This is a genomic window from Anaerotignum faecicola (assembly GCA_024460105.1).
Classification (GTDB): domain Bacteria; phylum Bacillota; class Clostridia; order Lachnospirales; family Anaerotignaceae; genus JANFXS01.
The window spans coordinates 168,668-182,116 of the sequence record JANFXS010000001.1; the positions used below are offsets into that span (position 1 = coordinate 168,668).

Annotated in this window: 10 protein-coding genes; all 10 read right to left on the bottom strand. The window is 40.2% G+C overall.

Annotated features, from left to right (window positions below; translation table 11 throughout):
• Positions 1-12: 12 nt before the first annotated feature.
• The gene (gene tmk, locus NE664_00765) at positions 13-630 is read right to left on the bottom strand and encodes a dTMP kinase (GenBank protein MCQ4725195.1); all 618 of its coding nucleotides are present in this window, start codon (positions 628-630) and stop codon (positions 13-15) included.
• A 202-nt stretch (positions 631-832) separates the two neighbouring features.
• Entirely contained in the window at positions 833-1,333 is a 501-nt protein-coding gene (lepB, locus tag NE664_00770; protein MCQ4725196.1) for a signal peptidase I, read from the bottom strand.
• Positions 1,334-1,682: 349 nt separating this feature from the next.
• Positions 1,683-3,416 carry a phospho-sugar mutase gene (locus NE664_00775; GenBank protein ID MCQ4725197.1) on the bottom strand — a complete coding sequence of 578 codons (1,734 nt, stop codon included), beginning with the start codon at positions 3,414-3,416 and terminating at the stop codon, positions 1,683-1,685.
• 12 nt (positions 3,417-3,428) lie between these two features.
• Positions 3,429-4,931, bottom strand: coding sequence for a PEGA domain-containing protein (locus tag NE664_00780; protein MCQ4725198.1), 1,503 nt, complete (start codon positions 4,929-4,931; stop codon positions 3,429-3,431).
• Between the two features lie 282 nt (positions 4,932-5,213).
• A complete protein-coding gene (locus NE664_00785) occupies positions 5,214-6,488 on the bottom strand; it encodes a LysM peptidoglycan-binding domain-containing protein (protein ID MCQ4725199.1) in 1,275 nt (424 codons plus the stop codon).
• A 346-nt stretch (positions 6,489-6,834) separates the two neighbouring features.
• Positions 6,835-7,815, bottom strand: a complete 981-nt coding sequence (locus NE664_00790) for a carbon-nitrogen hydrolase family protein (GenBank protein MCQ4725200.1) — start codon at positions 7,813-7,815, stop codon at positions 6,835-6,837.
• 23 nt (positions 7,816-7,838) lie between these two features.
• Positions 7,839-9,068, bottom strand: a complete 1,230-nt coding sequence (locus NE664_00795) for an MFS transporter (GenBank protein MCQ4725201.1) — start codon at positions 9,066-9,068, stop codon at positions 7,839-7,841.
• A 607-nt stretch (positions 9,069-9,675) separates the two neighbouring features.
• Positions 9,676-11,118, bottom strand: a complete 1,443-nt coding sequence (locus NE664_00800; GenBank protein MCQ4725202.1) for a sigma 54-interacting transcriptional regulator — start codon at positions 11,116-11,118, stop codon at positions 9,676-9,678.
• 69 nt (positions 11,119-11,187) lie between these two features.
• Positions 11,188-11,970 (bottom strand): SDR family NAD(P)-dependent oxidoreductase, encoded by a 783-nt coding sequence (locus NE664_00805; GenBank protein ID MCQ4725203.1) that lies wholly within the window; start codon positions 11,968-11,970, stop codon positions 11,188-11,190.
• A gap of 684 nt (positions 11,971-12,654) precedes the next feature.
• The gene (locus NE664_00810) at positions 12,655-13,440 is read right to left on the bottom strand and encodes a nucleotidyltransferase domain-containing protein (protein ID MCQ4725204.1); all 786 of its coding nucleotides are present in this window, start codon (positions 13,438-13,440) and stop codon (positions 12,655-12,657) included.
• Positions 13,441-13,449: the final 9 nt, after the last annotated feature.

Genomic DNA, 13,449 nt, shown 5'->3' on the forward strand with positions numbered 1-13,449 from the left:
ACACCCCCAAAGTTAAAGTATTACTTTAATAATTTTAATTACATCTTTATGGATCTCATCTATGCTCTTTTCAGCGTCAATCCTTTTTATCCTTTCAGGATACTTTTTTAAAAGCTCCTTATATCCATTATATACCTTATAGTGGAAATCTATTTTTTCATTTTCTATCCTGTCCAATGTTTTTGATGATTCTTTGCGCAGGATGCCTATTTCCGGCCTTATATCAAAAAAAAGCGTTATATCCGGAATACATCCGCCGACTGCATAGCTGTTTATTTCTTCAATAAGCCTAACGTCAGTCCCCCTTGCATATCCCTGATACGCAATACTGCTGTCCGTAAACCTGTCGCATATAACAACCGTACCTTTTTTTAAAGCCGGCTTTATTTTCTCATCAATATGCTGGGCCCGGCTTGCCGCATATAAAAGCGCTTCGGCTGTATCGGCCATTTCAAGGTTTTTAACGTCAAGTATTATATCCCTTATTTTTTCACTTATGGCAGTTCCTCCCGGCTCCCGCGTAACAAGCACGTCGCGCCCCGATTTTTTTATATAATCCGCAAGCAGTTCTATCTGTGTCGATTTCCCCGCCCCGTCAGTCCCTTCAACAGTAATAAACAAACCCTTCATAAGGCACCTCTATATTTTAATATTGCAGTTTAAAATTTGAAACAGCATAAATCCAATCCATAAATTTTTACAAATTTAATTGCCGCTTTTGACGGTTAACCGTAATCCCGGAATATAAAATACGCCCTGGGACTTATCCTGTTTCAGCGGCCGATAAAAAATAATTATGTTATATTATACCATAAATCATCCAAATCAACAATCAATATAATTCGACACTGTCAAAAGGATAAAATTTCATTACAACCTTTGCAGTAACGTCATCTTTTTCAACAAAACCGATACTCCTGCTGTCAACGCTGCTTCCCCTGTTATCGCCCATAACAAAAATACAGCCGTCTTCAACAACGGCGTCAATATCTCCAGCCGTATCCTGATTTATGTATTCTTCTTCAAGCTTCAGCCCGTTAACATATACGTTTCCGCCTTTTATTTCAATTCTATCGCCCTCAACCGCAATAACCCTTTTAATCATTTCAACCTGCCTGCCATTTATATCGTGCTTAAAAACAACTATATCGCCTTTATCATACATGTCCATATATGCCAAAATACGGCTGACAATTATCCTGTCGCCGTCGCAAAAAGTACGTTCCATCGACGGGCCGTCCACTTTAACGGGAAAGAACACAAGGTATAACAGGGCAAATATCAAAGCCGCTTCAGCGGCGGCTTCTAACCAGCTTTTTAAATGCTTTTTCACTTTCCCTACCTCGTTTTTAATTTTATATTTAAGCCCTAAAGGGCTTACTTTATAAGTATATAATCCTTATTCGGCCTGTTCAAGGTTTTTAGATGTAAAAAAAATTTTTTGTAAAAAAACTCAGTTTTTGATGAGTAGGGAAAATAATTTTATTAAAAATTAAGCCCATGTAATTTATGGTATCCGCCGTATAAATCACGAAAAAGCCGTATTTGAGAAACCGGTTCATAAAGCTTGCCAAAGATAACTCCCCGCAAATTTTAAGCCTTCCGAAACTCCTGCTGTCCGTACATTTCAGACTCTCTAAAAAACGGCCGAAGCTTTATGCCGCGGCCGATTTAAAATCATGTTATAGGTTTTCAATTAAATCTGAAACATATTTTTCAATTCCTTTTAATTTATTTTCGGCATCTTCAAGGCTGCCGCCTTTTACGCCGAAATAAATCTTTATTTTGGGTTCGGTACCGCTGGGCCTTACGCACACCCATGCGTCTCCCAAAAGTGTGTAATGCAGTACGTTGCTCGGCGGCAGGTTTGTCGTTTCGGTTTCACCCGTCAAAATATTTTTAAATACCTTTTCTTTGTAATCCCTAAGCCATTCTACTTTCATGCCGTTAAATTCCGACGGCGGGTTATTCCTAAGGGCTGTCATAATATATTGTATTTTTTCCAGGCCTTCAATTCCTTTAAGCGTTATAGATTTAATTCCTTCACGGTAGAAGCCGTACTTTTCGTAAAGCACGGTAAGCCCCTCATACAATGTCATTCCCTTATTTTTATAATATGCCGCCATTTCCGCAACGAGCATTGCGGCCACAACCGCATCTTTATCCCTTGCATATGTGCCGGAAAGGCATCCGTAACTTTCTTCAAAACCAAATTCAAACGTATTGGAACCAGTTTCTTCAAACTGTTTAATTTTTTCGCCTATATATTTAAATCCTGTTAAAACATCAAAAACTTCAACGCCGTATTCTTTTGCAATGGGGCGAATCATTTCGGTTGTAACTATTGTTTTAACGACGGCTCCGTTGCCGCTTAAAATTCCCTTAGCTTTTTTTTGTCCCAAAACGTAATCGGTTAAAAGCGCGCCTGTCATATTGCCCGTTAAGACAACGTATTTCCCGTCGTTATTTTTTACAACAACGCCAACCCTGTCAGCGTCCGGATCGGTTCCTATAATAACGTCGGCGTCCTCTTTCTCGGCTATTTCGAGAGCAAGTTTAAAAACTTCAGGATCTTCGGGATTCGGATATCCTACCGTTGAGAAGTTCTTATCGGGAAGCTCCTGCTGAGGCACAACAAATACATTTTTAAAGCCAATCTCCTTTAGTATACGCCTTACAGGCTTATTGCCCGTACCATGCAGAGGAGTATAGACTATTTTAATGCTGTCGGCCATCTTTTCAATTATGTCCCTGTTTATTGACTGTTCCTTAAGTTTTTCAGTGTAAGCGTCGTCTATTTTGCTCCCTATAATTTCATAAAGCCCTTTGGCTTTTGCATCTTCCAACGGCATTTCCTTAACTTTGTCATACTCCTCAACCTTATTTACCATAGATATTATGGCTTCGTCTTTAGGATAAGGCACCTGTCCGCCGTCAGGGCCGTAAACTTTGTAGCCGTTATATTCCGGCGGGTTATGGCTTGCAGTTATAACAATTCCCGCATCGCATCCAAGCTCCCTCACCGCAAAAGAAAGTTCGGGCGTCGGCCTTAATTCATCAAAAACGTACGCCTTAATTCCGTTTGCGGCAAGCACTACGCCCGCCCTCTGCGCAAATTTATCGCTTTTATTCCTTGAATCGTAGGCAATGGCAACGCTTAAATCGTTTCTTCCCTTATTTTCTGCTTTTATATAGTCGGCAAGGCCCTGAGTCGCCCTTCCTACCGTATACTTGTTTATTCTGTTTGTGCCGGCTCCAATTATCCCGCGGAGCCCCCCCGTTCCAAACTCAAGATCTTTATAAAACCTCTCCTTTATTTCATTTTCATCGTTCTCAATTCCTTTAAGTTCGGATTTGGTTTCTTCGTCAAAATAACTGCATTCAAGCCAGCTTTTGTACCTTTTCATATAATCCATAAATATCCTCCTCTATCCTTCAAAGTTTATTGTCGCCGTTTTTTCCGGCCCGTCAAGCGTTATATCCATTTTAACATCGTCGTATCCTTCAAGTTCTCCCTTTATTTTATACTTTCCGTAAGGCAGTTTAACCATAACCGGGGAAACTCCTATATATTCGCCGTCAATATATATGTCTGCCCACCCTGGCTCCGAATATATTGTAATGCTTCCCTCGTTTTTCTTTTCTTCGGCAGGCTGTTGAACGGGTTTTTGTTCTTCTATTTCCTTAAGTTCCACATCAAAACTTACAGGTTCTTCCGAAACTGTCGCGTCAGCCGTCCATTTTTCATACCCCGCCTTTGAAACTTCTATTTTCACTTCACCGTAAGGCACTTGCAATATTGCGCTGTTTCCGTCATATTTTTCACCGTTAACCAAAACGGTATATCCCTTAACATTTACATTAAGGTCGATAATTCCTTTTTCATCCTCTTTTTCTTTAACTTCCGAAAGATCTATATTTATCCTTTCCTTCTCCGTTACGTTTATATTTACTATATAATCGTCTATATTATCCCCTGTAAGCGTTACTATATGCTGACCGCTTGAAACTTCTATAAGGCCGGTTTTTTCATCTTGAATAGTTTCACTGCCGTCTATATCTATTTTAAGATTTTCCACCTTTTCTCCGTTTTCAATAACGACATAACCGTGGCCGCTTTCAACAACAGCGCTGAAAACCATTTCCCCCATGCCCTTTATAGTCACCGTATCGGTTTCGGCAATGTCCCCGGGGAATATCTCTTTGCCGTCATATGAAAAAAATGTGTCGCCGCCATAAAGATATTCTTCATTGTTATATATTATCTTGTTCTTTGTTATATCGACAACGGCCCCCGTAACGCTGTCTTTGCTCCAAACGTCCGAGGGTATTTTAACGGAAGAAGCAATTCCGGTATCCCCATTCTCCGTTACGACAACGACATCGCCTTGATTTAAATCAAAATAGCTGATTTTAACATTATTTTCGTCTTTAAGATCCGTACTTCCATCAACGATTACATTCATATTATCTTTGTCGTTTAAATTATAAAGGCTGAGCGTCCTGTCCTTTCCAACTTCTTTAACAACGGCATATACCGAACTTGAATTTTCATCTTTTTCCAGCACGTCGGAAATGTTATTATTATTTTCGGTCGCCCGGTTCGGTTCCGTTCCGGCGGTATTTCCGTTATAGCCGCCCATGCTTGAAATAAAAACAACGGCAAAAATCAAAACAAAAACAATCATGCCGCCTATTATGCTCAATTTGATAATGCCGCTTGAAAAAATCCCGCCGCCGTTGCCTCCTTTGTTGTTTTTTCTTTCCGGCATATCGTTTCCACATCCCTTCTTTGGCTTCAGAGGCTCTCCAAACTGCAATGTATCCTCAAAATCAGTATTAGAAGTTTTTCTTATTTCATTGTTTATATTGTCAATCCTAACTGTTTCGCCAAAATTTTTGCTCTCGTCTTCAAAATTGTAATTTCCCATAAAAACCACCTTTACAATTTTATGATATCCTTCCGACGCCAATGGCCTTGCGGCGTATATCAGGGTTAAAAAAACATATGTATATTTATTGTAATATTTTATAACAAATATATCAAGAAAAATTAACGCCTTAAATTCTTAAAGCTTTCTAAAATATGATTACGCCAAAAAAATATTCCCAATTTCGCAAAGCGTTGGCACAGGTTTTGTTTTATTAAAAAAGCCGCGGCTTTCAAACAGAAAACCGCGGACGCGATATTTTAACATTAAACGCCGCATCAATCACTTCTTTGGTATCATAAGCTTTTGGCCGCTGAAAATATAGTCGCTGTCAGTAATCCCATTAGCCTCCATAATATCGTCAACGCCTTCGTCATTGCCGTAAAATTCCCGGCTTATATACCAAAGGTTATCTCCGTCCTCAACATAGTATACATAATATTCCTCGCCGTTTTCCACAACGGTTGTCCCTGTGTTCTCAGGCGAATTTTTAACAAAAATTCTTTCTTTGTCATCTTCAAGAGCGCTTTCGTTATCTTCCGGTGTTTCCTCGCCGTTATTTTTCCCCTGTTCTTTCTCTTCTTCTTTCCGTTGTACGGCAAATACCTGGGCCGTTGCATTCGTAACAAGCCGGTTCATATCGTCATATGTAGACTTCACGTTTACAAGTTCGGCCTCAAGCCTGCGTATGCTGACTCTGTTGGCCATCAGGCCGGAAAATATAACAAAGCAGACAATACACAGCGCTCCGCATGAGGCCATGAACGCTGCCTGTCTGTTTTTTGTTTCCTTCTGCCTGATTTCCTCTTTTTGCTTCAATATCTCCCTTATGCGCACAGCGGCGTCGGGCCTGTCGCTTTCATTTGCAAGTTTAAAAGCTTTTGCGCGGGCGCGTCCCGTAACTTCAAGAAGCCGCTGCACTGCCGTTTTTCCCGAACCGCCGAAATTGAATTTCCGTTCCTTAACTTCTTCCTTAGGCTTAATAACATTGCTCTCAATTATATAAGTCTGCATATCTTCATTTTTTTCGTAATAAATAAAATAGCCGCGCGACTGCCGCATGGAAACCGCGCCCTTATCATAGCAGTAAAATGCGTCCGAACGCTCTATAGGATCGATTACGAAAAGCACCTGCCACGGCTCCTCAAAGCACCTTCTGTGAAACGTTAAATCCCTCGACATAAGATTTGTGCCAAAATCCGGCTGTACATGTACCCAGCCAACTACCGTCAGGCCCTTAAAATACTTTTCCTTCTGAGATATAATGTAATTCCAGCTGGCTTCTGTAAAACATAAATCGTCGTCATTATATTCCGTTGCCACACCCTCGACCGCACCGCTTATCATTACCACGTTTGTTCCCTCGATTTGAAGGTATTTTCCGATTAAAACGGCAAGTTTCTCGCCTCCGCCGACTTTTGCAAATTGGTATAAATATGTATACACGTAATCCTCAACATATATCTTTATTTCTTTATCTATGTTTCCCATTTGTTTTATATTTGCAGGAAATTTGAATTCCTTTAACTCACCTTCAGCCGGCAAAACATTTCCCATCACAAAGCCTCCTCCTTATTACTGGTGTATGAAGAATATACCACTTTTAGCATGGAAATTTTTGTAAAAACATGAATGATGAGAATTGTTTTTAGCGTCAAATTAAGGCGAACAAGCCCATAAATCCATTAGTTCCAATATATTTTTGCCAAAATTTATAAAAACGCCTTGAAAAACTCTTTTTATGACAGCAAAAACCACATTCCGAAAACATAAGTATATTATCAGGCCGTTGACAACAGAAAAAACCGGATTTTCAAAGGTATTCATATCCTTCATAAAATCCGGTTTCATAAGTATGTTTTTGCAGCGCCCGTTTTATAAAAATGCGTTAAAAACTATCTATTTATTTGTTTAAAAATTCCCTGAGATTTTTCTCATACACTTCAAGATCTACGTCCTCAGGAACAAGGTTTCCTATTTCGCATACTCCAACAGGCTTAACGTCAGCCTCGTATTCGGCAGTATCGGCCGGAGTTTTGCGGAGTTTTTCATATATAGGCGCCTTTGTAACGTCGTCTGCAAAAGGCATAGGGAAATTATAGTCCCTTAAATGCTGTACGTAGTGATCCAAAAACATAGTCCCGTACTGCCTGCTTCTTTCAACAAGGTCAAGATCAAGCGTAACTGTCGCAATAGTAGGCTCCTGCCCAGCTTCCCAAAGGAGATTGCCCTCCGGGCTTACCACGAGAGAATTTCCGTAAAGATGCACATTATTGAAAAATCCAACGCCGTTTGTCGAAACAAGATAAGCCTGGTTTTCAAGCGCGCGCGTAAAATGCACCGGCTTATTAAGAAGATAAAGTTCCTGAGGATCCATAGTAAGTTTAACAAGAACTTCGGCGCCCATTAAAGTTTCGTTCCTGGAAATTTCAGGGAAGTTAAGGTCATAACATATCTGCACGCCTATTTTTGTATTCTTCTCCGGAATATCAAAAACAACATATTTGTTTCCCGGCACGGTAATGTCTTCCGACGGCCTCCATGGAGCCATTTTCCTGTATGTGTCTATAAGCTCGCCTTTAGGATTAAAAATAGGGGCCGTATTATAGAACTTGCCCTCCGGAAGTTCGTCATGTTTTTCAAACATTGTGCCCGGAATAAAATATATGCCGTATTTTTTTGCAAGGGAACCGAAATATTCCGTCATAGGCCCTGGTATATATTCAGGCGTGAAACACTCCATACATTCGACGCCCAAAACAAGTTCGGGCTTATGATAACCGGACATTAAAGCAGCTAGCTTTTCCTCAATAAACCTCAAATTTTCAACAGTATCCTTACTTACAGGCATCTGAATAATGCCGACATTTAAAAACCTTCCCAATTAAAACATCTCCCTTCGATAAATTAAGCGTTCTCTTTTTTAAGTTTATTTATAATTAATATACAGCATATTACACTTACAAAACCTACGGCGCCGCATATGCCCCAGCCTATATTCCAAAGCCCTTTAACGCCGAAAATGATGCCTACCACAATAGGAGCGAATGTCATGCCGGCGTCACCGCAGCCTCCAATAAATCCTGTGGCAACCGGAAGCGTATCGTCGGAAAATACTTCCGGAAGTATAGAATAAAAGCATCCAAGCCCCCAAGAACCGGAAAATGACAAAAGCAGTACACAGAAATAAAATACCGAAAAATTTTCAAGCGGCAATGTCAGCAATAATATAGTTGAAACAACTATAAGTATGCATCCTATCATTAACACGCTTACCCTGCCTATAGCCTTGCTTTTGTTCCTTGCCGCCGCAAAATCCGAAGCCTTGCCGGAAACTACGCAGGCGCTTATAATACCGATTGTTACGGCTGTCATAATTTTTCCTATTTCCATCTCTCCGTAGTTGAGGTATGAACCAAAAAGCGTCATATCCACCGATATGGCCTGTACAAGCCATGTCGTGCTCAAGAAACCGAAAACAAAAAACCATACTAAAGGCATTTTTAGAAGCTTGCCGTAAGATATCGTTTCTCCTTTCGTATCTTCCGCAACCTCTTTTTTCCCGCTTTTTTCTTTTACTGTTATAATCCAAACGACAGAAATAACCGCCTGTAAAATACCAAGAGCATAGAATGATGAAACCCAGCCCCATTTTGTTATAACAAAACCGGCAAAAGTTCCTCCGATACCGCCGCCGCCATAAAATATGCCGTTAAATACAGCCGTAGCAAGGCCAGTTTCGCTTTCGCTTACCCAATCCATTATTATAAGAAGGAACACAGGAAATACAAGCGAAGCAAAACCCTGTATAAATTTTAATATGTACTGTATCATTATACTGTCAACATGAGGCAATATAAAAAGCGGTATTATTGCAACTGTCATCGAAAAAGCGAATACCTTTTTCGCACCGAACTTTTTATATGCAACCCCCGACAGCATCATTGAAAGCACAACGCTTATTGTTTTAATTGTGTCCCCTGCAAGCAGGGCTTCCTGCGTAACCCCCATTTTCTCCGCCATATACGGCACGCTCATGGAGAACTGCGGAAAACCAGCTGACAGTACACACCCTACCAAAGCATTTATAAAAACAATATACCAACCATAAAGCCTATTTCCCTTTACTTTTTCCATAATAATCCCCCGTTAAAAATTAAGTTAAAATTAAAACACTACGTCAAGCCTTCTTTGCCAAACCTCCTTTTTCCATTTGGAGTCGCACCATTAAGTAATTTGAACTTTTTATTTGTAAGCGGTCATTCTATAATTCATACAAATACATACGGCGCAAATATTCCTATTGCTGCCGAATGTATTCCGTTATAAAACTATACCTGATCATGACGCCATATAATGATACTGACGCCGCGCGCTTTAACGTCAGCATTTAACACCGTACATCTTTCAGGCTATTTGGTTATATATTAAGCAAACCGTGTGCCAAAGTTAGTCAAAATACCACTTATATAAATCATTGTATCAATATAAACAAATTATTTACTGTAAAATCGCATTTTAAGCCTCATAATATATACAATTTTACTAATCACTTAAAACATTTAAACTTCAAAAAAATATCCGAACAATTTTTATGCGGCAGAAATTACATTTTAAAAAAAGTGTGCGTTCAATAATATGAACACACACTTTTTTTAGACTAATAAAATACCGTATAATAGCCGTATTCCTTTTAAACAGCAAATGTCAAAATCTTGAACATAGTTCATTTTTTTGAACATATTTAAAATTTTTGCTGATTAAGGCCGTATTTCTGCATTTTATAATAAAGCCCCGTCCTTGAGATTTTAAGTATTGCCGCCGTTTTGTTCCTGCTGCCTCCGGTAATTTCCAGCGCGCGCCGTATGGCTTCCTTTTCCGCTTCGTCCCTGACTTTTTCAAGAGGGTTTTCTTCATCCGACGCAAGCTCCGGTTTTGAAGAAATTGAGTCCACAATAAAATCCGTAAAGCAGTCCATTGTCAAAACGTCGCCGTTACATGCGTTTACCGCCCTTTCGAGTATATTATTAAGCTCGCGCACGTTGCCCGGCCAGTCATACCGCATAAGCATATTCATAACTTCCGGTTCAATGGATTTTACTTTTTTCCCTGTTATTTTATTGAGGTTTTTAAGCTTATTATTTGCAAGAAGAGGTATATCCGAAAGCCTTTCGCTTAACGACGGAACCTTGATTTCAACCACGTTCAGCCTGTAATATAAATCTTCCCTGAACTTTCCCTGTTCGACAAGCTCCTTTAAATTTTTGTTGGTTGCGGCAATAACCCTTATATTAACCGGTATGGTTTTCCCGCCGCCGATACGGGTTATTTCCTTCTCCTGAAGCGCCCTCAAAAGCTTCGGCTGTACATGCCATGGAAGCTGATCAATCTCGTCAAGGAAAAGAGTGCCTTTATCCGCAAGCTCAAATTTGCCTATTTTTCCACCTTTTTTCGCCCCTGTAAAAGCCCCTTCCTCATATCCGAAAAGTTCGCTTTCAAATAAATTGTCCGGTATAGCCGCACAATTTATTTCGACAATATGCTGCATGCGCCGCCTGCTTACATTATGTATGGAATGGGCCACAAGTTCTTTGCCGCATCCTGTCTGTCCTATTATCATAACCGTCGATTCAGATTCGGCCATAGCGTGGATTTGCTTTCTAAGCTCCTTTATCTGCATACTGTCGCCTATTATATCGGAAACACAGTATTTAACACTGTCAAGCTTTTTCATAACGCCGTAAATTGTGTTTATCGTTTCCGTTAAATTTAAAAATCCTTTAAGCGAATAATCGACGATTTGATCCATAAAAGCTTTCAGATCATAATCGTCGCTGAAAATATCATAATCTATCGCCCCTTTAAGTTTTTTATCCGAATATATCGGTTTAATACGCGCTATATTCGTAACGCCAAGGCTGAAATAAAAACAATTTCTTATTTCCTCCCCGCTTTTTAAAACGCTGCATATTTTGCTTAAAGGGTGAACTTCCTCTATGTGCCGCCCTGAAACGTCGTTCGGAACCGGCCTGCCTTCTATCGCATGTATTATCTTAAAAAGATTAGGCGAAAGGTACTTAATGTACCCGCCGCTGTCAACCACAACAAGATTGTCTATTGTGTCAAGTATTTCATTACACTCTTCAAGCGTTAAATCAAAATTGTCATACTTTTTATCCCTGTCCATAACCGCCATGCTCCCAATAATAACATGTATCCCAAAATAAACTTAACTCAAACTGCTTTATACTTTCCCCTAACTTCGGATTAATCCCTGCTGTATCAGCCACAAATTCATCATAACCTTTTGCGGAAGTATTTTAGCGGCCAAATGGCATGCCTTCACATACGGGCCGTATACAGACATATCGCGGCCCTTCAACGCGTCTTTCACAGCTTTTTCAGCAACTTTATCGGGAGAAACCATACCCATAAAATTATTTGCGGCCATAACCGCCCCTATCTCCGCACGCTTATAAAGCCCCGTATCCATCCAACCCGGGCATACGGCGGTAACCGTAATCCCTCTATCCTCAAGCTCTACGTTTAACGCACGCGAATAGCTGCGGACAAACGCCTTTGTGGAGCTATAGATATTCTGGTACGGAAGCGGCTGAAACGAAGCCTGCGACGCAATATTTAAAATATGTCCGCCCCTTCGCATAAACGGTATGCATATAAGCCCCATGGCGACAACGCCGCTTACGTTTAAGTTAATCATATTTACGGATTCTTCAAGGCTAAGGTCGCTGTAAGAGCAAAATTTTGCAAATCCGGCGCTGTTAACAAGGTATCTTATTTCCGGTTTTTTCTTCCTGATTATTTCCCCAAGCTTTTTAACGGAAGAAAAATCCGACAAGTCAACCGAAAAAAGTTTTATATTATTTCCATATTCTTCTTTTAATTTTATTAAATTATCCTTGTTTCTGGCTATCGCCCAAACCTCGTCCAAGTTCCTGTTTTTTATAAAAATCTTAACAAATTCTTTTCCGAGGCCGCTGCTTGCGCCTGTTACAACGGCAATTTTTTTCCGCTCCATAACAAATCCCCTTTGTTTATAATATTTTTCAGTATTAATATTATATTTCCGAAAATACTCAAACATAATCGTATATATTTTACCACATTATTACATTAATAAACAGATGTTTTTGCTTTGCGCTTTTTTATTAGAATTAAGGTTAAAACTATTCCGTCGTTCTGCATTTCCATTAAAAATTCCATTTACGTACAATAGGATTATATATCATGTCCCATATATAAAAACATGCGGCTTCGCTTTACATGGCGCGCATGCCCCGCAATGAAAAATTTTCCGCATTTACGTTCTGCATACGCTTGCCGTAGGATCCGCACCGCCGGCGCGTATGCGCCTTGAAGCGCAAAAATTTTTTCCTTGCGAGGCCGAATAATTTTAACGGACGAGCGGCGTAAGGTCAAGGCAAATACGTACAGGCGTACCGACTCCCACGGCAAGCGGCTTCAGCACGGCTGTTGTGCCGCTGACGCCCGTTAAAACCGCGTGCGCTCTTGTAAACCGAAACTGAGAGTCCGTCCGAAAAATTCATCCGCGCCTCTGCTTTAACCATTCTTAAAAAAATTGTTATGCGAGCTTGCATCCGAACCGCCGTCCTGCCGTATTCGTTCAAAAAGTTCATACCATTGTAAAAATAATCCCGGCTAAAAAACCCACGCCGGCAAATTCGGCATGGGCTGTATGATATTACACTATACAAGCTTGTTGGAAAGCATTTCTTCCAAAAACTATATCGACGAAAATATTATCAAGTTCTTCAAACGACTTATAATTTCTCTCCGGCAGGAAATCGGCAAGACCTTTAAGATCAAGAAGCTGGTTTTCTATATATCGGTTTATACTGTCTATTCTTTTTACGCTGCCGTACTCTTTTGAGTTTCTTTTCAGGCTGAGCAGGTTTAAAACTTCCTCCTTAACGCTCCCGTCTAACTGCGATTCCACAAGTCTTTCAAACTCCATGGGAGACGGCGCGCCCTTTTCAGCAATCCATCTGCATGCAAGCAGAGGGCGCAAAACATAGAAATATTTTTTTATTTTAACTTCGCCGCCTTTCAGGTATTCCCTGTAATTGCCTTTGGCCATGCTTAAGTAATGCCAATAGCCGGCCCTTGAAGTAAAATACATATTTATGATTTTTTCCACTTTCCGCCATTGCGGGCTTGAACAGTATACCACAGGAGAATTGGCCCATTCAAATATCGTAGGGTTTGATTTATGAAGCAGTCTTAAAGCCTTTTTCAAATCCCATCCGTTTATATCAAGCGTTTCATCAAGCTGCCATTCTATTACGTCCTTCGTTTTTTCAAGCTTTAAATAGTATTCAGGTTTGCGCACATATATAAACCTAACGTCATAGTCGCTGTCGCATGAAGCAAATCCCCATGCGCGGCTGCCCGATTCGGCGGCATAAATTATCTTTACATTTTCCTTTTCCTCTATTTCTTCAAGCTTTTGCCTGATTAAATTCCGCACTGCACACAC

Excerpts from the sequence above, each read along its gene's own strand:
- tmk (MCQ4725195.1), bottom strand. The coding sequence starts at position 630 with ATGAAGGGTTTGTTTATTACTGTTGAAGGGACTGACGGGGCGGGGAAA.
- NE664_00775 (MCQ4725197.1), bottom strand. The coding sequence starts at position 3,416 with ATGGATTATATGAAAAGGTACAAAAGCTGGCTTGAATGCAGTTATTTT.
- NE664_00780 (MCQ4725198.1), bottom strand. The coding sequence starts at position 4,931 with ATGGGAAATTACAATTTTGAAGACGAGAGCAAAAATTTTGGCGAAACA.
- NE664_00785 (MCQ4725199.1), bottom strand. The coding sequence starts at position 6,488 with ATGGGAAATGTTTTGCCGGCTGAAGGTGAGTTAAAGGAATTCAAATTT.
- NE664_00795 (MCQ4725201.1), bottom strand. The coding sequence starts at position 9,068 with ATGGAAAAAGTAAAGGGAAATAGGCTTTATGGTTGGTATATTGTTTTT.
- NE664_00800 (MCQ4725202.1), bottom strand. The coding sequence starts at position 11,118 with ATGGACAGGGATAAAAAGTATGACAATTTTGATTTAACGCTTGAAGAG.
- NE664_00805 (MCQ4725203.1), bottom strand. The coding sequence starts at position 11,970 with ATGGAGCGGAAAAAAATTGCCGTTGTAACAGGCGCAAGCAGCGGCCTC.